The sequence below is a fragment of the Cupriavidus necator A5-1 genome (assembly GCF_000744095.1).
In the GTDB taxonomy this organism is placed as follows: Bacteria; Pseudomonadota; Gammaproteobacteria; order Burkholderiales; family Burkholderiaceae; genus Cupriavidus; species Cupriavidus necator_A.
Map to the genome: position 1 here is coordinate 2,981,720 of NZ_JQLI01000001.1, position 21,979 is coordinate 3,003,698.

At 65.9% G+C, this 21,979-nt stretch carries 17 protein-coding genes and 1 pseudogene; 12 read left to right on the forward strand and 6 right to left on the reverse strand.

Annotation, left to right across the window (positions count from 1 at the left end):
• Positions 1-45 precede the first annotated feature (45 nt).
• Positions 46-828 (forward strand): phosphonate ABC transporter ATP-binding protein, encoded by a 783-nt coding sequence (phnC, locus tag K307_RS13215; protein ID WP_042878773.1) that lies wholly within the window; start codon positions 46-48, stop codon positions 826-828.
• Between the two features lie 22 nt (positions 829-850).
• Entirely contained in the window at positions 851-1,873 is a 1,023-nt protein-coding gene (gene phnE / locus K307_RS13220) for a phosphonate ABC transporter, permease protein PhnE (protein WP_042878774.1), read from the forward strand.
• A gap of 12 nt (positions 1,874-1,885) precedes the next feature.
• Here phnE and K307_RS13225 read toward each other — a convergent pair whose 3' ends face one another.
• Positions 1,886-2,833 (reverse strand): LysR substrate-binding domain-containing protein, encoded by a 948-nt coding sequence (locus tag K307_RS13225; protein WP_042878775.1) that lies wholly within the window; start codon positions 2,831-2,833, stop codon positions 1,886-1,888.
• Positions 2,834-3,095: 262 nt separating this feature from the next.
• On the opposite strand from K307_RS13225, the gene K307_RS13230 reads away from it, so the two are divergent.
• Positions 3,096-4,145, forward strand: coding sequence for a Bug family tripartite tricarboxylate transporter substrate binding protein (locus K307_RS13230; protein WP_063771702.1), 1,050 nt, complete (start codon positions 3,096-3,098; stop codon positions 4,143-4,145).
• Between the two features lie 84 nt (positions 4,146-4,229).
• On the forward strand, positions 4,230-5,831 hold the full coding sequence (locus K307_RS13235) for a gamma-glutamyltransferase family protein (RefSeq protein WP_042881970.1): 1,602 nt from the start codon (positions 4,230-4,232) through the stop codon (positions 5,829-5,831).
• A 120-nt stretch (positions 5,832-5,951) separates the two neighbouring features.
• Here the strand turns inward: K307_RS13235 and K307_RS13240 are convergent, their stop codons facing one another.
• Positions 5,952-6,896, reverse strand: coding sequence for a COG4280 domain-containing protein (locus K307_RS13240; protein ID WP_051974858.1), 945 nt, complete (start codon positions 6,894-6,896; stop codon positions 5,952-5,954).
• A gap of 253 nt (positions 6,897-7,149) precedes the next feature.
• Between K307_RS13240 and K307_RS13245 the strand changes: the two genes are divergently transcribed.
• The 5 genes from K307_RS13245 (at position 7,150) to K307_RS13265 (ending at position 15,202) form a co-directional block, all read left to right on the forward strand.
• Positions 7,150-8,376, forward strand: a complete 1,227-nt coding sequence (locus K307_RS13245; RefSeq protein ID WP_051974859.1) for an efflux RND transporter periplasmic adaptor subunit — start codon at positions 7,150-7,152, stop codon at positions 8,374-8,376.
• A gap of 14 nt (positions 8,377-8,390) precedes the next feature.
• Positions 8,391-11,555, forward strand: coding sequence for an efflux RND transporter permease subunit (locus K307_RS13250; RefSeq protein ID WP_051974860.1), 3,165 nt, complete (start codon positions 8,391-8,393; stop codon positions 11,553-11,555).
• Between the two features lies 1 nt (position 11,556).
• The gene (locus K307_RS13255) at positions 11,557-13,011 is read left to right on the forward strand and encodes an efflux transporter outer membrane subunit (protein ID WP_042878777.1); all 1,455 of its coding nucleotides are present in this window, start codon (positions 11,557-11,559) and stop codon (positions 13,009-13,011) included.
• 105 nt (positions 13,012-13,116) lie between these two features.
• Positions 13,117-13,797: a response regulator transcription factor gene (locus tag K307_RS13260; RefSeq protein WP_042878779.1), complete on the forward strand. Its 681-nt coding sequence runs from the start codon at positions 13,117-13,119 to the stop codon at positions 13,795-13,797.
• Complete coding sequence (locus K307_RS13265) at positions 13,790-15,202, forward strand: sensor histidine kinase (RefSeq protein ID WP_051974861.1); 1,413 nt, start codon at positions 13,790-13,792, stop codon at positions 15,200-15,202. The genes K307_RS13260 and K307_RS13265 overlap by 8 nt, the downstream gene beginning before the upstream one ends.
• Here K307_RS13265 and K307_RS13270 read toward each other — a convergent pair.
• The 3 genes and pseudogenes from K307_RS13270 to K307_RS13280 form a co-directional block, all read right to left on the reverse strand.
• A pseudogene (locus K307_RS13270) lies at positions 15,190-16,019 on the reverse strand (MFS transporter); the annotation flags it as partial. The gene K307_RS13265 and the pseudogene K307_RS13270 sit on opposite strands and share 13 nt — an antisense overlap.
• A 104-nt stretch (positions 16,020-16,123) precedes the next feature.
• Entirely contained in the window at positions 16,124-16,762 is a 639-nt protein-coding gene (locus K307_RS13275) for a PQQ-binding-like beta-propeller repeat protein (protein ID WP_042878781.1), read from the reverse strand.
• 12 nt (positions 16,763-16,774) lie between these two features.
• Complete coding sequence (locus K307_RS13280) at positions 16,775-17,995, reverse strand: hypothetical protein (RefSeq protein ID WP_042878783.1); 1,221 nt, start codon at positions 17,993-17,995, stop codon at positions 16,775-16,777.
• Between the two features lie 117 nt (positions 17,996-18,112).
• Between K307_RS13280 and K307_RS13285 the strand changes: the two genes are divergently transcribed.
• Positions 18,113-18,892 carry a DUF899 domain-containing protein gene (locus K307_RS13285; protein WP_042878784.1) on the forward strand — a complete coding sequence of 260 codons (780 nt, stop codon included), beginning with the start codon at positions 18,113-18,115 and terminating at the stop codon, positions 18,890-18,892.
• A gap of 8 nt (positions 18,893-18,900) precedes the next feature.
• The gene (locus K307_RS13290; protein WP_042878786.1) at positions 18,901-19,680 is read left to right on the forward strand and encodes a DUF2182 domain-containing protein; all 780 of its coding nucleotides are present in this window, start codon (positions 18,901-18,903) and stop codon (positions 19,678-19,680) included.
• A gap of 213 nt (positions 19,681-19,893) precedes the next feature.
• Here K307_RS13290 and K307_RS13295 read toward each other — a convergent pair whose 3' ends face one another.
• The gene (locus tag K307_RS13295; RefSeq protein ID WP_042878788.1) at positions 19,894-20,841 is read right to left on the reverse strand and encodes a LysR family transcriptional regulator; all 948 of its coding nucleotides are present in this window, start codon (positions 20,839-20,841) and stop codon (positions 19,894-19,896) included.
• Between the two features lie 139 nt (positions 20,842-20,980).
• Between K307_RS13295 and K307_RS13300 the strand changes: the two genes are divergently transcribed.
• Positions 20,981-21,961, forward strand: a complete 981-nt coding sequence (locus K307_RS13300) for a Bug family tripartite tricarboxylate transporter substrate binding protein (protein WP_042878790.1) — start codon at positions 20,981-20,983, stop codon at positions 21,959-21,961.
• Positions 21,962-21,979: the final 18 nt, after the last annotated feature.

Here is a 21,979-nt window from a genome sequence, read left to right on the forward strand (position 1 = left end):
ATGGCGGCGCCATGCCGCCTCTCCTATTCCTCCAAGCAGTCTCCCATGATTCATTTCCATAGTGTGTCTAAGGTCTGGCCAGACGGTACGGCGGCCTTGTCGGACATCGGCCTGTCGGTGCCGCGCGGACAATTCTGCGTGGTGCTCGGCCCCTCGGGGGCGGGCAAATCGACGCTGCTGCGTGCTGTCAATGGCCTGATGCGGCCGAGCACCGGGCGCGTGGCTATCGACGGCATCGAGCTGACCCGCGCCACCGAGCGCCAGCTGCGTCGCCGCATTGCCATGATTCATCAGCATTTCAACCTGACCGCGCGCATGAGCGTGGCGCGCAACGTGCTGGCCGGCCTGTTGCCGGCGGTATCGACGGGGCGCGCACTGCTGGGCTGGTTCGCCCCCGAACATCGCGCGCGTGCGTGCGCGCTGCTTGCCGGCGTGGGCCTGGACCCGGCGCACTTGCGCCGCCGCGCCGGCGAACTCTCGGGCGGGCAACAGCAGCGCGTAGGCATCGCGCGCGCCTTTATGCTCGATCCCGAAGTGATCCTGGCCGACGAACCGGTCGCCAGCCTTGACCCGCGCATTTCGCGCGACATCCTGACCCTGATCCGGGACGCCGCGCGTGCGCGCAACAGCGCGGTGCTGTGCAGCCTGCACCAGCTTGAGCTGGCGCGCGAGTTCGGCGACCGCATCGTCGGCATGCGCGGCGGCCGCATCGTATTCGACGGGACCCCTGCCGACTTCACCGACGAGGTGGTCGAGCGCTTGTATGGGGACGTGAGCTGGGAAGACGCGGCCTCCGGGCCCGCGGCCTCGCTGCCGATTGCCGCTTGATGGACGCTGGAAAGACACCACGATGAACAAACCTGCCCTGATGCCAATGCCCGGCGCCCAAGCCGGCTGGAAACTCGATCCGCCTTACACCGCCCGCCATCTGCTGATCGCGCTCGCTTTGCTGGCGGCGCTGCTCTACACCGGCCAGCGAACCGAAATGGACCGCATGCTCGCCATGACGGGCCAGGCCGTGGGCAACCTGCTTGGGCTGAGCCCCGAGTCGCAGGTGGTGCGCGGCCTGGGGCGGGTCGCCCAGTCGATGTGGCCACCGGCGCTGGGCGAACGGGAAGAAGTGGCGCGCCTGCCCGGGCTCGATCGCCAGCACCTGCCGATGTTCTCCCATATCGAAGTCCAGGAGAACCGCGAGCAGCACCTGAACCCGGCATCCCTGCAATGGGAAACGAAGCTGGAGCGCATCGAGTACCTGGTCAGGCCAGCCGGCTATTTGTGGACCGTATTCGTGAAGATGGTGCAGACCGTCGAGATCGCCCTCTGGGGCACCTTGCTGTCGGTGCTGGTGTCGATGCCGCTGGCCTGGCTGGCCGCGCGCAACTACACGCCGAAGCGGTTCACCTACACGCTCGCGCGCGGCGCGATCAGCTTGTTGCGCTCGGCGCCGGAACTGATCGTCGCGTTGTTCCTGGTGCTGGCCTATGGCTTCGGCCCGATCGCCGGGGTGCTGGCGCTGAGCCTGCATGCGGCGGGCTTTCTCGGCAAGTTCTACGCCGAGGATATCGAGAATGCCGACAACAAGCCCCAGGAGGCATTGGAAGCCATTGGCGCGGGCAAGCTTAAGACGCTCTGGTATGGCGTACTGCCGCAGGTGCTGCCGCAATACACGGCCTACACCCTCTACATCCTGGACCGCAACGTGCGCATGGCAACGGTGATCGGGCTGGTCGGCGCCGGCGGCATCGGGCAGGAACTCAAGGGCCGCTTCGACATGTTCCAGTACGGCCATGTTGCGACCATCCTGATTGCGATCTTTATCGTGGTGTTCCTGCTCGACCAGTTCTCGGCGCGCGTGCGTGCGAAGCTGATATAAGACCCGGCCCCGTCACGGGTCCACGGGCGTATCAACGGCGCGGATCGCGGCAGGCAGGACCGGGTCGCCCTCGAGCATCCGCCACAGCGCGTGCAGGGTGGGATTGCCGCTTTGCGCGGGCCGATAGGCGCAGATCTCCAGCTCCGAGCACCAGCTGTCGTTGCCGGCCCGCACCAGGGTTCCAGCCGCGAGCGCATCCGCCACGGTGCTTTGTGGCAGCCAGGCAACCCCCTGCCCTTCGCTGGCCATCTTCAGCAGCAGCATCGCCATGTCCGCCTCGTAGCATCGCAGCAGCTTGCGGTGCGCCTGCCCCGCCTCGAGAATGCCGTCGAGCACGCGGCCCAGCGTAGTGCTGGCGGTATAGGCAAGGAAGGGAATGGGCTTGGCCGGGTTGCCATCGAGCCGGAAAAGCGGCCCGCCACGCGAGGTCGGCACGGATACCGGGACCAGCAGGTCGGCGCCCACGCTGAGGCAGCGAAACCGTTCCGCGTCGAGCGAGACCGGCACCCGCGGATGGTTGTAGCCCAGCATCAGGTCGCAGCTTCCCTCGGACAATGCCACCACGGCATCCACCACATTGGCGGCAACCACACGCGCGTTGAAGGCGCCGAACTGCTTGCGGCACTGCTTGAGCCAGGCGGGCAGGAAGGTCAGCGACAGGGTGTGGCCCGCCGCAATTTCAATGGCCCGGCCGGGCATGGTGGTCTCGCGCAGCACCGCCGAGCGGGCTATCAGCAGCAGCGCCAGCGCTTCGCCGGCGGCGTCGCAGAAGGCGGTGCCGGCACGCGTCAGCGCCAGCGGATAGATATTGCGATCCACCAGCTCCGCGCCTGCCCACTCTTCCAATGAGCGAATGCGGCGCGACAGCGCCGACTGGGTCACGTGGCGCAGTTCGGCTCCGCGCGAAAAGCTGCGCGTGCGCTGCAGCACGAGCAGGTCCTCAATCCATTTCAGTTGCATTGCGTGGCTTCCATTAGAGGGCTGGGACGGCATGGCTATTCCATTTTCGCATGGCGCCATCGCCGATCCGCATCCCGAAACGCACGGACCGTGCCTAGAATCTGGCAATCCCAAACAGCGTTGCCCGCGGCAATCCCGCGGGCCCGGCATGACAGGCGTACAGAGCCGCGCCACAAGCGGCCGCACGCCAGATGTCCCGCAACCCCCGGCACGCCGTCGCATCGCCACGGTGCAGGCGCGCCATCACGGAGCCATCCCGATCATGTTCACGCAGTCGCTTCCGCTTGTGCGCACCACGATAGCGCAGGTCCGCACCCTCCTGACGGGCTCGCCCGTTTCCGTTCCATTGCGCGCCGGCCTGCTTGCCGCGCTGGGCGTTGCGGCCGCCATGGCCGCACCCGCCGCGTTGGCGGACTATCCTGATCGTCCGATCCAGCTCGTGCTGTCGTTTCCGCCCGCAGGCGCCACCGATGTGCTGGCCCGCGCGGTCGGCCAACGCCTGTCGCAGGAGCTGCATCAGCCCGTGGTGGTCGATAACCGGCCCGGCGCGGGCGGCGCGATCGGCATGTCGTATGCGGCCAAGGCGGCGCCGGACGGCTACACGCTCTACCTGGCGGCGGTGACCAACGCCGCCATTGCCGCGGCCACCTATTCCAGCCAGCCCGTGAGCCTGGCCAAGGACTTTGTGCCCATCGCCGGCATCGGCAACGTGCCCCATATCCTGGTCGTGCCGGCCTCGCTGCCGGTGCACACGGTGCCGGAGCTGATCAAGTACCTGAAGGCCGAGCCCGGCAAGTACAACTTCGCTTCGCAAGGCGCGGGCACGCTGTCGCACCTGGAGTCCGAGCTGTTCCGGCTGCGCACCGGTGTCGACGTGGTGCATGTGCCGTACAAGGGCAGCTCCTTCGCCATGCCGGACCTGATGGCAGGCCGGGCGGCGATGATGTTCGACAGCATTCCCTCGGCAATGCCTCACGTGAAATCCGGCAAGCTCCGGTTGCTGGGGGTGGCCTCCGAAAAGCGCGTGAGTTCGCTGCCGGAGACGCAGACCATGGGCGAGGCCGGTATTCAGGACTTCCGTGCCAACAACCTGTTCGGCCTGGTCGCGCCCAAGGGCACGCCGCCGGCGGTCGTGAAGAAGCTGGCCGCAGCCGCCAGGGCCGCCGTGGCGATGCCCGAATTTGCGCAGCAACTGGGCGCGCAGGGGGTTGAGGTCAAGTACACGCCCGCCGACGAGTTTGGCCGCATGATCGCCGAGGAAATGCGCACGTGGAACAAGGTCGCGCAGGCCGCCAAGGTCAAGATCGACTGACGCGGCCGACCGGCCTCTTTTTTTGCTCTCTCCCTGCAAGAGTGGCGCTTGCCGCCGCTCCCCATTGATTCCTTTCCCAACGACATGAACGCATTCTGGAACTTCCCCTATCGCTCAAAACGCGTACCGGTGCTGGCCGACAACGTGGTCGCAACCTCCCAGCCGCTCGCGGCGGCGGCGGGGCTGCGCATGCTGGCGCGCGGGGGCAATGCCGTCGACGCGGCGCTTGCTACAGCGATCGCGCTGACGGTGGTCGAACCTTGCATGAACGGCATCGGCGGCGATGCGTTCGCGCTGATCTGGGACGGCGAGACGCTGCATGGGCTCAATGCGTCGGGGCGGGCGCCGCGCGCCTGGACGCCGGACTCCTTCTCGCACCATGCGGCGATGCCGTTCACGGGCTGGGACAGCGTGACCGTGCCCGGCGCGGTCTCGGGCTGGCGCGCCACCTGGGAGAGGTTCGGCTCCTTGCCGTTCGAAGACCTGTTCGAACCAGCACTGGAATATGCGCGCAACGGTTTCGTGGTGTCGCCGACCGTGCACCGGCAATGGCAGGCGCAGATCGACGTGCTGCGCGGGCAGCCGGGTTTTGCCGAGGCTTTCGCGCCGCGCGGCCGCGCGCCGCTGCCCGGCGAACGCTTTACCTGCCCCGGCCAGGCCGAGACCCTGGCCCGCATCGCGCGCAGCGGGGGCGACGATTTCTACCATGGTGAACTGGCCAGCAAGATCGCCGCGCATGCGCGCGCCACCGGCGGCCGCCTCGACGAGGCCGACCTGGCCGCCCACCGCCCCAATTGGGTGGACCCGATCCGCATGGCCTATCGCGATGTCGAACTGGTCGAGATCGGGCCGAACGGCCAGGGCATCGGCGCATTGATGGCGCTGGGCATGCTGGAACATTGGGATATCGCGGGCGCCGGCGTGGACTCGGCGCGCGCCACGCACTTGCAGATCGAGGCGATGAAGCTCGCCTTCGCCGACCTCCAGGCCTATGTCGGCGATGCCGACGCGATGGCCGCCACCACCGGTATCACCGCGGCCGACCTGCTCGACCCGGCCTACCTGGCGGCACGCGCCCGCGCCATCGATCCGGAGCGGGCCTCGCGGCCGGGCCCAGGCAAGCCGCATAGCGGCGGCACCGTCTACATGACGGTGGCCGACCGCAGCGGCATGATGGTGTCGTTTATCCAGTCCAACTTCAAGGGCTTCGGCTCGGGTGTGGTGGTGCCCGGCACCGGCATCGCGCTGCATAACCGCGGCTGGGGTTTCACGCTGCAGCCTGGCCATCCGAACCAGGTGGCCCCCGGCAAGCGGCCGTTCCACACCATCATTCCGGGTTTCCTGATGCGGGGCGGCAATCCGCTCGCCGCCTTCGGCGTGATGGGCGGTTCGATGCAGGCGCAAGGCCACGTGCAGATGACCAGCCGCCTGGCCGACTTCGGCCAGAACCCGCAAGCGGCCTGCGACGCGCCGCGCTGGCGGGTGATGGACGACAACCATGGCGTGGCCCTGGAAGCGCAATGCCCCCCGGCCACCGTCGAGGCGCTGCGCGCGATGGGACACCCGGTGGAAGTGGCGGCGCCGGACAGCATGGAGTTCGGCGGCGCCCAACTGGCGATGCGGCTGGACCATGGCTACGCGGCGGCGTCGGACCATCGCAAGGATGGGTATCCGATGGGCTTCTGAACCGCGCCTGCGCACACCGCGTCAGGGACGGCCCCACCACTGGCCGCAGGAATCGATCGTCAGGCCGGGCAAGGTCCGATGCGCCGCATCGGCCATGCCGCCGCAAGGAATGCAAGTTCCTCAGGCGCGCGCACGCCGGACCGCACTAGCCGCCAGCAACGCCGTCAGTCCCACCGCGAACAGCGGCCCCGCCCTCTCGGCAGCGACGGCATGCAATGCCCCAATCTCCCACGCAGCCATCACCCAGGCCACCACGCCGATGGCCAGCCAGCCGTCGTCCACGAAAAGTCCCAGAATTTCCTCGGCTACCTTCGCGAGACGGCCGTGAGCGGGCGGAGGATCGCTGGCCGCTGTTTTTGGCAGCGCGGGGGACGTCTTACGCAGATGCCTGCAGAGATGAACCATACCCAGCGCAACGACGACGAAGACGCCGATCAGCGCAAGGATCGCCCAGTCTTCGCCCGGCCACGACAGGCCGATGCCCTCGCCCACCCAGAAGGTGCCGAATGCGGCGAGCATGACTCCGACGCCAAACTTGAGGGCATTCTCCGGAACCCTGGCCAGCGGCCGATGCAGCCAGAAGCCGAGCGCCACCACCAGCAGTAACGCAAGGCCAGCACCAATCGACGCAGGGAGGATCATGCGGCCGCCCGCACCAATCGCAATGACGATGAACACCACCTCAATCCCTTCCAGCATCACGATCTTGAAGGCGGTCGCGAACGCCACCGCATCGATCGCCCTGCCGGATGGTCCGGCTTGCCGGCGCAAGGCTTCGGTTTCCCTGGCGAACGCCTGTGCTTCATCGTGCATCGGCAAGATGCCTGCCGCCCGCAGCACCGCCTTGCGCAACCAGCGCATGCCGAACAGCAGCAACAGCGTACCGACGACCAGTTGGGCCACCGGCAGCGGAATCCTGGCGAGCGCGGGGCCTGCTCCTATGACCAATAGCGTCAGGGCGGCCAGCGAGGCTGCAGTCCCCAGCAGCGCCGAGCGCCAGCCGCGGACGGCGCCAACCGCCAGCACGATGGTGAGCGCCTCCACGAACTCGACCATGGAGGCCATGAATGCTGCAAGTATCGAAGGTCCTGCCGAAGTCCATTCATTCATGTCCGTCTCCCATTTTTCAGGACGGCGTGGATTCTAGCGATTGCGGGGGCGTCGAACGCTGTCGATTCGATTACAGATTCGTCATTCCCCTCGTCATCCCCCACTCCTTCGGACATTAACAATAGTTAATGAACCGCCAATCCGGCCTTAATTCGAGGCCATGCAAAGTGCCACTGCCGCTCGTCACATAACTATTGGGGTTGGACCTATGTACTCGCAAACAACACATCGGCACGGTGCCTGCCTGGCCGTCACGCTGGCAGTCCTTGCGCTCGCTGGTTGCGGCCCCGCCAGGCAGGCGAGTTCAAAGCCACCGACCCCGGAAGTCACAGTGGTCACCGTCAGGCGCTCCAGCGTTCCGGTCTCCGTGGAACTCCCGGGCCGCACCTCCGCCTACCTCATTGCGCAGGTTCGTGCTCGTGTTGACGGCATCGTGCAAAAGCGCAGCTTCGAGGAAGGCGCGGACGTCAAGGCGAACCAGACGCTGTACCAGATCGATCCCGCACAATATCGCGCCGCCCTGAACAGCGCGGAAGCGACGTTGCAAAAGGCGGAAGCGAACCTGGCCATGACGACCGCGCAGGCGGATCGCTACAAGGTCCTCATTACCGGCAACGCCATCAGCAACCAGGCTTACGACAACGCGGTCGCTGCCCAGAAGCAGGCCGCCGCCGATGTCGCCGCCGGCAAGGCCGCAGTCGAGATGGCAAGGCTCAACCTGGGATATACCGATGTCGTATCGCCGATTGCCGGTCGCAGCGGCGTTTCGCAGGTCACCCAGGGTGCCTATGTGCAAGGCAGCGCGGCCACGCTGCTGACCACGATCCAGCAGATCGATCCGATCTACGTCGACCTCAACCAGGCAAGCGTCGCCGGTTTGCAGCTTCGACGCGACGTCGCCAGCGGACAGGTAAAACTGCACGGCCTGGACCAGGCCAGGGTGACGCTCACGCTGGAGGACGGTACGCAGTACCCGCTGACCGGAAAGCTCGAATTCAGCGGCATTACGGTCGATCCGGCCACCGGCTCGGTGACGGTGCGCGCGATATTCCCGAATCCGAAGAATATCCTGCTCCCCGGCATGTTCGTGCGCGCCCGCCTCGAGCAAGGCGTGAATGACAACGCGTTCCTGGTGCCTGTCCCTGGCGTCGGTCATAACCCGCAGGGGCAGGCAACCGCGCTTGTTGTCGGCCCAGACAACAAGGTCGTCCAACGCACGATACAGGCGCAAAGCACGTCCGGCGACAAATGGATTGTCACCGGCGGCCTGAACGATGGCGAACGGATCATCGTGGCCGGCGGCCAGAAAGTGCAGCCCGGGATGCTGGTGCAGGCAGTCGAAGCGCAAGGCCAGACGGCGCAGGCCGCGGCAGAAGCAGACACCGGCGGCACGGCTGCAACGCGCCAGACTCCTGTGCTTGCGCAGGCAAGATAAGGGCGGACTTCGACATGGCACGATTTTTCATCGATCGCCCCATCTTCGCGATCGTCCTCTCCCTCCTCATCATGCTTGCGGGAGGATTGGCCATCCAGTCTCTGCCGATCGAGCAGTTTCCGCCAGTGGCGCCGCCCTCGGTCCAGATCAGCACCACGTATCCGGGGGCTTCCGCGACGACCGTGCAAAACACAGTTGTCCAGGTGATCGAACAGCAGATGAGCGGGATCGATAACCTGCTCTATATGTCTTCGACCAGCGACGATACCGGCCAGTCAACCACGACGCTCACGTTCGCCAGCGGCACCGACCCCAACATTGCCCAGGTGCAGGTGCAGAACAAGCTGCAGCTGGCCGTGCCATTGCTGCCGGCCCAGGTTCAGCAGTCCGGCGTCCGCGTCACCAAATCCACCAACGCGTTCCTGATGGTGATCGGCTTTGTGTCGGCTGACAACAGCATGAACAAGTTCGACATCGCCAACTACGTTGTCTCCAATGTCCAGGATCCGATCAGCCGGATCAATGGTGTCGGCAACATGAACGTGTTCGGTACGCAGTACGCGATGCGGATCTGGCTCGACCCGAACAAGCTCAATAGCTACGCCCTCACCCCGAATGACGTCACTGCGGCGCTGCAAAGCCAGAACGTGCAGATCTCCGGCGGGCAGCTCGGCGGAACGCCGGCCGTGCAGAACCAGCAGCTGAGCGCAACGATCACTGAAGCGACGCTGCTGCGCACGAGCGAGGATTTCGGCAAGGTATTGCTCAAGGTGCTGCCCGACGGTTCGCAGGTAAGATTGCGTGACGTCGCCCGCATCAATCTCGGTGCGGAAAGCTTCAATGTCGACAACAAGTACAGCGGCCAGCCCGCCTCCGGCATTGGCATCCAGCTCGCGCCGGGCGGCAACGCGCTGGTCACCGCCGCCGCGATACGCGCACGCATCAAGGAGCTGGAACCGTATTTCCCGCATGGGCTGAAGGTGGTCTACCCGAACGACGTCACGCCCTTCGTCAAGATCTCGATCGAAGAAGTGGTCAAGACCCTGCTGGAAGGCATCGTCCTGGTGTTCCTGGTGATGTACCTGTTCCTGCAAAGCTTCCGCGCCACGCTGATCCCCTCGATCACGGTGCCGGTGGTCTTGCTGGGCACGTTCGGCGTGATGTCGGCGCTTGGCTTCACCATCAACACGCTGTCGATGTTCGGCCTGGTGCTGGCCATCGGCCTGCTGGTGGACGATGCCATCGTGGTGGTGGAGAACGTCGAGCGCGTGATGCACGAGGAAGGACTGTCCCCGCTTGAGGCGACCCGCAAGGCGATGGGACAGATCAGCAGTGCGCTGATCGGCGTGGCGATGGTGCTGTGCGCGGTATTCGTGCCCGTGGCGTTCTCCAGCGGCACGGTCGGCGGGATCTACCGCCAGTTCTCGCTCACGATCGTTTCGTCGATGCTGCTGTCGGTATTCGTTGCGCTCTCGCTCACGCCCGCCTTGTGCGCCATGCTCCTGAAGCCACCGCGCGAGGATCATGGCGAGAAGAAGGGATTCTTTGGCTGGTTCAACCGCACCTTCGACAAGGGCCGGGACAAGTATGTGCACGGGGTACGGCACGTGGCGGCCCGCTCCGGACGCTGGCTGATCATCTACGCGGCGATCGTGGCTGCCGTGGGCATCATGTTTGTCAAGCTTCCGACGTCGTTCCTGCCGAACGAGGACCAGGGCTTCATGTTCGTGCAGGTCCAGACACCGCCGGGCGCCACGCAGGCGCGCACCGGCGCGGTACTCGACGAGGTCAGCAATTACCTGCTGAAGGATGAAGCGGCGATGGTCGACGCCACCTTCATGGTAAATGGATTCAACAATGCCGGCCGCGGTCAGAGCCAGGGCCAGTTGTTCGTCCGCTTGAAGGACTGGAGCCAGCGGAACAGTCCCGACCTGTCCGCCAAGGCCCTTTCCAAGCGCATCATCAAGCGCTATGCCTCCTACAAGGATGCCGTCATTTTCCCCGTCAGCCCACCGCCGATCCGAGGCCTGGGCGTTGCCGCCGGTTTTGACTTCGAGCTCGAGGACCGCGGCGGGCTGGGTCATGACGCGCTGGCCAAGGCCCGGGACCAGCTCCTCGCGCTGGCAAAGCAGGACCCGGACCTGGCACAGGTTCACTTCAACGGGCAGCAGGACAACCCCACGTTCAAAGTCAATATCGATCGCGAGAAAGCCGCCGCGCTCGGCGTCAGCCTCAGCGACGTCGACCAGACCTTCTCGACTGCCTGGGGCTCGCGCTATGTCAACAATTTCCTCGATACCGACGGACGCATCAAGAAGGTGTATGTGCAGGCCGATGCCCCTTATCGCATGAATCCCAACGACATCAATCTGCTCTATGTGCGCAACAGCGGCGGGACGATGGTGCCTTTTTCCGCGTTCGCCACGTCTGCGTGGACATACGGTCCGCCTGTCCTGCAGCGCTACAACGGCGTCGAAGCCATGGAGATCCAGGGCCAGGCCGCACCGGGCAAGAGCTCCGGGCAGGCAATGCTCGCCATGGAGCGGCTGGCGAAACAACTGCCCTCCGGTATCGGTTTCGAGTGGACCGGAACCTCGGCGGAGCAGCAGCAGTCGAGTTCACAGGCCCCCCTGCTGTACGGGTTGTCGATCCTGGTGGTGTTCCTGAGCCTGGCCGCCCTCTATGAGAGCTGGTCGATTCCGGTTTCCGTCATCATGGTGGTGCCGCTCGGCATCCTGGGCGCACTCGGTGCCACGTCATTGATGGGCTTGTCCAACGACGTGTACTTCCAGGTTGGCTTACTCACGACGATCGGTCTGTCGGCAAAGAACGCGATTCTGGTCGTCGAGTTTGCACGCGAGCGTCACGCCCAGGGCCTGACTGCCCTCCAGGCGGCAATCGAAGCGGCCCACATGCGGATGCGGCCGATCGTGATGACCTCCATGGCCTTCGTGCTCGGCGTGCTGCCGCTTGCGCTGGCAAATGGTGCAGGCTCGGCCAGCCAGAACGCGATCGGCACCGGGGTGATAGGCGGGATGCTGACCGCCACCTTTGTCGCAACGTTCCTGATTCCGATGTTCTATGTCGTGATCAGCAACAAGTTCGGCAGAAAGCAGCAACCGTCCGCGACGACAGCATCCTCGACGGCCGCAGCCGGCGCCAGCACAGGAGGACAATGAAATGAAGCCATACAGATGCGTCGCCAGTGCATTACTCATGAGCCTTGCCGCCGGGTGCTCGCTGCAGCCGGTGTACCAGCGGCCGGCAGCGCCGGTGTCTGCCGCGTTTCCCGCGGGCGAGGCCTACAAGACTGCTGCGGTCGGGACCGGCAGCGCTGCGCTGCCGGCTGCGGACATCGGCTGGCGCGACTTCCTTGCTGATCCTCGCCTGCAGCGGCTGGTCGAACTCGCACTGCAAAACAACCGGGACCTGCGCGTTGCGGCGCTGAACGTCGAGAAAGTCCAGGCGCAATACCGCATCCAGCATGCCGCATTGTTTCCACAGGTGAGCGCCGGCGCGAGCGCTTCGGCCACGGGCAAGTCGACCAGCAGTTCAGCCACCGGCGCGAACACCTCTCGCAACTATTCGGTGGGTCTTTCGGCGTCCTGGGAGATTGATTTCTTCGGCCGCCTGCGAAGCCTCTCGGATGCGGCGGCCGAGCAGTACCTGGCAAGTGCCTACGCGCGTCAGGCTGCCGAGATCCTGCTGGTGTCCGAGATCGCCGACCAGTACCTCGCCACGCTCGCGGACGACGAGCAGCTCGCGGTAACGCAGAGCACGCTGGAGACTGCGCAGGCAGCCTACAAGATCGTCAAATTGCAATTCGACACAGGCACCGCGTCGGAACTGGACTTGCGCCTGTCGCAGACCACCGTGGAACAGGCACAGGCGAATTACGCCGCCCAGGTCCGGTTGCGCGCACAGGCCGAGAATGCGCTGGTATTGCTGGTCGGCCAGCCGTTGCCGCCCGATCTGCCTCCACCTGTCAGGCTCGGCGCACAGCCGATCCTGACCGACATTCCGGCCGGATTGCCTTCGGATCTGCTGCAACGCCGCCCGGACATCCTGCAGGCCGAGGCGGTCCTGCGCTCGGAGAATGCGGACATCGGCGCTGCACGTGCGGCATTCTTTCCGAGCATCTCATTGACAGGCACCCTCGGCACGGCCAGCGCGGCGCTCGGAGGCCTGTTCGCGGCCGGTTCCAGCGCATGGTCCTTCGTACCCTCGCTGGTCATGCCGATTTTCACCGCTGGCGCGAATCAGGCCAACCTGGATGTCGCGACGGTGCAGAAGGACATCGGCATCGCGCAATACGAGAAGGCCGTCCAGACTGCTTTCCGCGAGGTTTCCGACGGGCTCGCGGCGCGCGGCACCTATGACAACCAGCTGGCGGCGCAACAGCGCTACACCGATACCCAGCAGCGCCGGCTGGAGCTGGCCAATATGCTGTACTCGAGCGGGACCGACAGCTATCTGAGCGTGCTGACCGCACAGACCGACTTGTACAATGCGCAGCTTGCGCTGGTCACGACACGCCTGAATCGGCTGACTAGCCTTGTGGACCTGTATCGCTCTCTCGGTGGCGGCTGGATCCAGCACACCGGCGACGCGCCGCGGGAGGCCGCAAGTGCCTGATTATCCCCTCGAGGGTGAGCCATTTTTGCCGGACCACCGCGTGCTGGCGACGGCATCGAGCTGAATCTAATATCTCACCAGACACTGCCTGGAGCCGGACTTATCATGAAACTACTGATCGTCGAGGACAATGAGCGTGTCGCCCAATTCCTGATGAAGGGACTGAAGGAAGCGGGACACACCGCGGATCATGCCGACAACGGGCGCGACGGCATGTTCCTCGCTGCCAGCGAGCCTTATGATGCGATCATCATGGATCGCATGTTGCCAGGCGGCATTGACGGCCTCGCCATCATTGAAATGTTGCGCAGGACTGGCAACAAGGTCCCTATCCTTATCCTGAGCGCCCTTTCCGATGTCGATGACCGCATTCGCGGCCTGAAGAGCGGCGGTGACGATTACCTGGTCAAGCCATTTGCCTTCGGCGAGCTGCTGGCACGTCTTGACGCCCTTCTGCGGCGCTCACAGGACAGTCGGGCGGAGACAACGCTCACGCTCGACGATCTGTCCATGGATCTGCTGTCCCATAAGGTAACGCGCGCGGGCAAGGCCGTCGCGCTGCAACCGCGCGAATTCAAGCTGCTTGAATACCTGTTGCGTCATGCAAACCAGGTGGTGACCCGAACCATGCTGCTTGAAAACGTGTGGGACTATCATTTCGACCCCCAGACCAATGTCGTCGATGTCCACGTGAGCAAACTGCGCCAGAAGATCGATGGCGGCAGCGGGCGGCAATTGCTGCGCACCATTCGCAATTCCGGCTACATGCTGACGGCAGATGATTAAGCTCTTGCGCTTTTCGGCACTGAATGTAGGACTTAGCTATGCCGCGGTAAGCCTGGTTGTGCTAGCCCTGTTCGCCACGCCGCTGTTGTATGCCTGGCGCAATACGATCGAGCAAAGCAGAACCGAGGTGCTTCAGGCCGATGCGCAAAACATGGTGAACCTTTTTGCCAGGCAGGGCGCCGATGCCCTTGCCACCGCAATCGGGATGCGCGTGGGCGGGCAACTCGGGGACGTGGGGAACACCCTCATTCTCTTCACCGATCCGACCCTGGCCAAACGTGCCGGCAATCTGCCCGCATGGCCTCGCGGGGTTTCCGAGTCGGCAGGCTTGCACATGGCGACCATTGACGCAGGCAACCACGTGGTCAGCGCCTTGCTGCTACACAAGATACTTCCTGGCGGGTATCACCTTCTATTGGGGCGAGACGTCAGCCGGTTTGAAAAGCTTGAAGCGTTGTTCCTGTATGGACTGGTGGGCGCAGCCGGCATCGTCTTGCTGCTCGGCGTCGTTGCAGGCGTGCTGGTTCGTCGCACGCTGCTCGCCAAGGTACACGACATCAACCAGGCGGCTTCCGCCATCATGCAGGGGAATCTCACCCACCGGTTGCCGGCACATGGCGGTGAAAATGAACTCAACACGCTCGTGGAGACGGAAAACCGCATGCTGGACCAGATCGAGCACCTGGTCGAGGGCATACGAAACGTGTCGAACGCTATCGCCCATGACCTCCGTACACCGCTGGCAGAACTACGTTCCCGCCTGGAGGAGCTGTCGGTGACCAGGCCTCGCCCGGAACAAACCTTCGCCGAGATCGATAGCGCAATCGCCGACGTAGACCGCGTCATTGGTATCTTCAACGCGCTGCTGCGCCTGGCTGAAATCGACTCCGGCACGCGCCGCTCCGGCTTTATTGAAGTCGATGCATCCGCAGTAGCAGGTGAAGCCGCCGAATTCTACCAACCCGTCGCAGAGCTGCAGGGGGTCGCGCTTTCCTTCGCGTCATCCGGGCTGCTTGCGCTGGCCGGCGATCCCCTGCTGCTTGCACAAGCGGTCGGAAACCTTATCGACAATGCGCTCAAGTATGCCCCGAAGAACGGGACGATCACCGTCGAGGCGTCGCGCCGCCCGGACGGGGCGGTCGTGATCGCCGTGTCGGACGATGGGCCAGGCATCCCCGACGAAGAGAAGCACAAAGTTCTCGAGCGCTTCTACCGCGGCGACGCAAGTCGCAGTACACCGGGTGTGGGATTGGGGCTCAGTCTGGTGGCCGCCGTCGCCAAGCTGCACGGCGGCGCCCTTGAACTGACCGACAATCATCCTGGGTTGAGGGCCACGCTTGTCCTCTTCCCTCAGGGGTGCGCTACCGGAGGGGGCGGGCCTCGTGCCCTGCCTTACCCGAGGTAACGCCGGCGTGCCGGCTTGAGTACGGCAATCGCCAGTAGTGCTGTCGCAACGTCAAGGCTAATGGCGACACCGAATACCGGCATCCAGCTGCCGAGCCTTTCGTCCATCAGGGCAGCGAGCGGCCCGCCCAGGATCGAACCGATGCCCTGGGAAATGTAGAGCCAGCCGTAATTAGTCGTGGCGTAGCGCGTGCCGAAGGTATCGGTCAGCTGGAAGGATAGAGTGAGAAGATCTCTCCCCAGCCGAGGAAGACGACGCCGGACAGCAGCACGAACAGCACCGCATTCTCTCGCGTCAGCAGCCACAGTGCCATCGCCACGCCCTCCAGCGCGAAGGCGAAGCACATGGTGTTCTCGCGGCCCCAGCGGTCGGATACCCAGCCAAACAACGGGCGCGTCAGGCCATTGGTGAAGCGGTCGAGCGTCAGCGCGAGCGGCCGTGCGGCCATGCCCAGCACGGTCACGCCGGCGACGCCGAAGTCCTTGGCGAACGTGGCCATCGGCGAGGTCACCATCAGCCCGGACGTGGACATCATCGTCATCATGGCAAACAGCAGCCGGAACAGCGGCGTGCGCAGCATCTGGCGGGTCGGCACATCGGGGACGGCCTTCGCCGGGGCGTGGGTTGCAGGGTGTACCGGCACCCTCGCGCCATGCGGCGAACGCAGTCCCTGGGAAGCGAAGAATCCGATCACGGCGAACAGCAGCCCGAACTGCCACAAGGTGGTTTCCAGTCCCTTGCCGGCCAGGGCCGATGCGACGGGGAAGGTGGTGACAATGGCGCCCATGCCATATCCCGCGGCGACCATGCCGACGGCAAGCTACCAGAGGGTTCTGCTGCGCGCAACGCACTATCGGGCGGATTACCATAGTGCCAGCTGCGCGGTCTCCTACTCGGTCAGTTGGTCGCGATGAAGACAGGCTACTCACGCCCCGGCCGCCGCACAGCCCTCACCTTTCCACTGTTACCACCCCCGCAAAAGAACTGCTCCCCACCATCGGACTCCAGCCCCGACACCCCCACGCCAGCCGGCATCTCGATGCTCTCGAGCACCGCGCCCGTGCGCGCATCGACGTGCCGCAGTTCGCTGGCATCGTCTTCCCAGGTGCCATGCCACAGTTCACCATCGACCCAGGTGACGCCGGTGACAAAGCGGTCAGAAGCAATGGTGCGCAGGATCGCGCCGGTCTGCGGATCGACCTGGTGGATCTTGCGTTCGCTGTACTGGCCGACCCAGAGCGTCCCTTCTGCCCAGGCGAGCCCGGAGTTGCCGCCGCCCGGCGGCGTGGGGATGGTGGCGAGTACGGCGCCAGTCTGCGGATCGATCTTCTGGATGCGCTCGCCGTCGATCTGGAACAGGTGCTTGCCATCGAAGGCGGTTCCGGCATTGGCCGCGACATCGAGCGAGCGCGCAACCTGCCCGTTGGCCGGGTCAAAGGCATTGAGCTTGTCCCCGGTGGCGATCCAGACATGCCTGCCGTCGTACGAGACGCCAGCCACGCTGTCGACGCCGGGGAACGGGCCGTATTCACGGAGGATTTGTGCGGAGGATCGTTTCATCATGTCTCCATGCTAGTCGACCGCCAGCGGCGTGGGGAGTAACAAAGTCGTCGTGAATCCCGGCACGGGCGGGGTCATCCAGCGGCGCGCACGGCCGTGGCCGATCGACTGGACCTTGCCGGCTGCGGCCAGCGCGTCGAGTGCGCGCTGCACGGTGCGCTGGCTGGCGCCAAGTGCAAGCGCGAGGCCGGAACTGGACCATGACTCGCCGTCGGCGAGCAGGGCCAGCACCGGTGCATTGCGGTCCTCGACTGGCTGCGCCAGCACTGCGACTTCGCGTGTGCGGCGCGGCACCAGCGTATAACCGCTCGGGGTGGCGCTGATGTCCGCCACCGTCCCGAGCACGGCGCGCAGCCTCCCCACTTCCACACGCAGGCGCGCGCGATGCGAGGCGTCGATGTTTCGGGTGCGGAAGGCCTGCGCGATCAGGGTGTCGCGGGGCACGTCTTCCGGCCAGGCTTCGGCCAGCGCGCGTGCCAGGGTGAACAGCACCGGGCGCGTGGCAAGCGACACCACCGTCCCGCCGTTGCGCACGGCAAGGCGGCAGGCGTCGACCACCAGCGCCTTTGATGTCAGCAGCGCTTCAACGTCTTCGAGCCGCAACAGCCTCGCTTCGCCGCGCGCGATCAGGCGTGCGGCGGGGGCATCGAGGATGCGGGAGGCGCTTTCGACTTCCGCTGCCAGCGCAGGAATGCCGGCAAGCATAGCGGCGCGAGTTGCCCTTGCGAGCGCGGCACGCGCGATACGGGCTTGCACGCGCCGCATGGCGATGCCTGCCAGGATCAATTCGTGGGTGGTTCGCAATGCAGGCGGCAAGCGCGCCGGATCGAGGCCGGCAAGCATGTCCTCGGCCTCGTCAAGGTGCCCAATTAGCAACAACCGCCGGATCCCGAGGTAGCGCGCATGCGCGCCATTGACGCGGTCGCCGTGCGCTTCCAGCGTCGCCCGGGCAGCGTCCAGTGACCTTGCCGGCCAGCCCAGCTCGCGCGCGGCGAGTGCGATCTCGGCCTCGGCGATGACGCACCGTGCGCGGGCCACCGGCGCTTTGCTGCCGAAGGCGCGCACCGCGCTTCGCACCAGGGCCTTGGCCCGCACCAAGTCGCCGAGTTGCGCCATGGCGATGCCGCGCAGCGCCAGCGCCGGCGCGTCTTCACGCAGGGCGACGCGGTTCAGCGCCCCGAGCGGGTCACCGGCCGCGAGTGCGCGTGCGGCGGCTGAGATCGTAGCGTCCATCGGAATCGCGCCACACTTGTCACTCCCTCCTTGTCGGTGCCGGCGCCTAATCTAGCACATGACTACCCGACCACGCGGCATATCGCAAACCGCACCACACCCACGGAGGCACCCACGATGACCACCCACCCCACCGCTACACGTGAAGCCTGGCTGGCTGCCCGTCTCGAACTGCTGGAGGCGGAGAAAACACTGACGCGGCGCAGCGACGAGCTGGCGCAGCAACGCCAGGCCTTGCCATGGCTGCGGATCGACAAAGCGTACCGCTTCGACACCGACGAAGGCAGCGCCACGCTGGCCGAGCTGTTCAAAGGGCGCTCGCAACTGCTCGTCTACCACTTCATGTTCGGGCCCGACTACAAGGCCGGCTGCCCGTCGTGCTCGGCAATTGCCGACAGCTTCAACGGCTTCGCCGTCCACCTGGCCAACCACGACGTCATGCTGACGGCCGTGTCGCGCGCGCCGCTCGCGAAATTGCAGGCGTACAAGCAGCGCATGGGATGGGCCTTCCCGTGGGCCTCGTCGGACGACACCGATTTCAACAGCGACTTCCACGTCGCGTTCACCACGGCGCAGCAGCGTGAGGGCGATATCGATTACAACTACCGGCGCGAGCCGGCGTTCGCATGGCGCCCGGAGCTGGCAGCCGGCGGCCAGGCGGCGGAAGACAAGTTTGCGGCGATGTGCGGCACCGACTCGGCCACCTACCAGCGTGACCGGCCCGGCATGAGCGCTTTTGTGATGGAGGACGGCGTGGTCTACCACACCTATGCCACCTATGCGCGCGGGCTCGACGGACTGTGGGGCATGTACCAGTGGCTCGACCGCGCGCCAAAGGGGCGCAATGAGACCGGCGGCGTCTGGTGGCGCCGCCATGACGAGTACGGCGAGCGTTGAGGCAAGCCATGGCGATCGCCGGCACGACCGTAACGCCCGAAGTCCGCGCAGGCATGGGAGTCTTCATCGGCGTCTGCGCCCTGCTCTTCGCCGCCAGCGCCACGGCAACGGTCATGCTGCACGACGCCATGTCCGCCATCGGCGCGATGCCGATGCCCGGCGGCTGGACCATGTCGATGGCATGGATGCGGATGTGCGGGCAGACCTGGGCCGGCGCCGCGGCATCCTTCCTCGGCATGTGGGTGGTGATGATGGCGGCGATGATGCTGCCGTCGCTGGCGCCAGTGTTGTGGCGCGTCACGGCCAGGCCAGGACGGTTCTACGCGGTGGCAGGCATTGCCTACTTTTTCGTGTGGGCGATGCTGGGCCTGGCAGTCTTTGCGCCGGGTGCCGCGCTGGCGGCGCTTGCGATGCACTGGCCGGCGCTGGCGCGCGCCATGCCGATGCTGGCCGGCGTGGTCGTGTTGTGCGCCGGCGCGCTGCAGTTCACCGCGTGGAAAGCCCGCCAGCTTGCGTGCTGCCGATACGCGCCCGCGATGCCCGCCGATGCCGGCGCGGCATGGCGCTACGGCCTGCGCCTTGGCCTGCATTGCAGCTATTGCTGCGCCGGGCTGACGGCGAGCCTGCTGGCCGTCAGCGTGATGGACCTGCGCGTGATGGCCGCGGTCACGGCAGCCATCACGGCCGAACGTCTCGCGCCCGCCAGTGCGCGGGTCGCAAAGAGGATTGGCGCCGTTAGCGTCAGCGCAGGCGTGTTGCTGATCGCGCGAGCGGCCGGGCTCGGCTAGCGCATCCCCGGCCGCTCGCTCGTCACCGCGCCACATCCGGCTCTCACCCTGGGCTGTATGCGTATCGCTTAGACGCAATCGCTCTAACCACTACAGACCTCTCCCCTCTCCCGCAGGCGGGAGAGGGGAGCAAACAGCGGTATTTGTCAGGACCATGGAGGCACGCGGCGGCGCGCTGGAGGGAACAAGCGCAGGCTGATCGCCCGCCCGCGCTCAACCGGCCGCGACGCGAGCCGTCTTGCGCTTGCCCGCCCGGCTCAGCCCCGACTTCGCCTCGACCTTGGTCGCCAGCAGCATGTCGTACAGTTGCTGCGCCGCCGGCGACAGCGACCGGCCGCGCCGCCGGATCAGTCCGATCGTGCGCGTCACCGTGGGATCGACCAGCGGCACGCTCTTGAGCGTGGGATGGTCGCCCGGTGGCATGGCCAGCCGCGGCACCGCGGCGATCCCCAGCCCGGCCTCGACCAGGCTCACCAGCGTGGAGACGTGGCGCACCTCGCAGTACCAGTGCGGGCGCACCGGCACTTCGGACAGCGCCAGGTCCAGCAGCAGCCGGTTGCCGCTGGCCTTGCCCACCGTCATGTAGTCGTACTGGCCCAGTTCCGCCCAGGTGGCCTGCTTCTTCTTCGCCAGCGGATGGCCGGGCGGGCAGGCCACCACGAAGGCCTCGCGCAGCACCGGCTCGAATTCCACGTCCGGCTCCTGCGTGCCGATGTAGTTGAGGCCGAAATCCGCCTCGTTGCGCACCACCATGTTGAGCACCTCGTTGGCGCCCTCGTCGACCAGCCGCACCACGATGCGCGGATAGCACGCGTGGTATTCGCGCAGCACGATAGGCAGGAAATAGCGCACCGCCGACGGCACGCAGGCGACCGTGACTTCGCCCGCGATCCGGGATGCGACGTCGCGGATGCCGAGCAGCGACTCATCCAGCCCGTTGAGCAGGTCGCGCGCCCGGCGCGAGAACTCGCGTCCCACCGCGGTCATCTCGACCGAGCGCGTGGTGCGGTCGAACAGGCGCACGCCCAGCGCATCCTCCAGCTTTTCGATCCGGCGCGACAGCGCCGGCTGCGACAGGTGTAGCTCGGCCGCGGCGGCGCGGAAGCTGCTGTGTTCGGCCACGGCGACAAAGGCGCGCAGATCGGACAGGTTTAAATTCATGCAGACCTTGCATCAATCGTAAGGAAATTTGCAATTCACAGTCTAGCACCGGCACGCCATCATTCGCACACCCGCTCCCGCCTGTCAGGCCGGGGCCGACCGAGAACAGCGCCCGACAGTGGCGCACCGGAGGAGACTGATGAACCCGACACGCCGGACCCTGCTCAAGGCCAGCGCCATGCTGCTGGCCACCACGGGCGGACTTGCCCGGGCGCAAGAACCCTTTCCCAACAAGCCGCTGCGCTACGTGGTGCCGGTCTCGGCCGGCGGCGGCTCGGACCTGATCGGCCGCACCGTGGCCGACCGCTGGGGCCGCGTGCTGGGGCAGTCGATCGTGGTCGAGAACCAGGCCGGCGGCGGCGGCGTGATTGCCTGCCAGATGACGGCCAAGGCCGCCGCCGACGGCTACAGCCTGATGCAGGGCTACGTGGCCACGCACGGTACCAACCCCGCCACCCGCAATGTGCCGTACGACCCGGTCAAGGATTTCACGGCGGTCGGCATGATCGGTGCCACGCCGAACGTGCTGGTGGTAGGCGCGAACGTGCCGGCGACCACGTTGGAGGCCTTTATCGCCTATGCCCGCAAGCAGCCGGGCGCGGTCGCCTATGGCTCGGCCGGCCCCGGTTCGCTGACGCATCTGACCATGGAGCTGTTCGCCCAGCAGATGAAGCTGCAGATGACCCACGCCGCCTACCGCGGCGTGGCGCCTGCCTTCAATGACCTGATCGGCGGCCAGACCCAGGCGATGTTCCCGGGCCTGTCGGCCGCGCTGCCGCACATCCGTTCCGGCCGCGTCAGGCCGCTGGCGGTGACCGGCCATGCGCGGCACCCGCTGCTCAAGGACACGCCCACGCTGGAAGAAGCCGGCCTGAAGGGCTTCGACGCGATGCAGTGGTATGGCGTGGTGGGCCCTCCCGGCATCCCGGCCAACGTGGTGGCCCGCCTCAACAGCACGCTGAACACCGTGCTCAAGAGCCCCGACCTGGCCGACAAGCTCTCCGCCGAGGCCTTGCAGCCCATGCCGATGACGCCCGACCAGTTCCGCCGCTATATCGCCGACGAGGTCAACCGCTGGGGCAAGCTGGCGCGCGACCGCGGCATCCGGCTCGATATGTGAGCCACCTGGACAGCAATT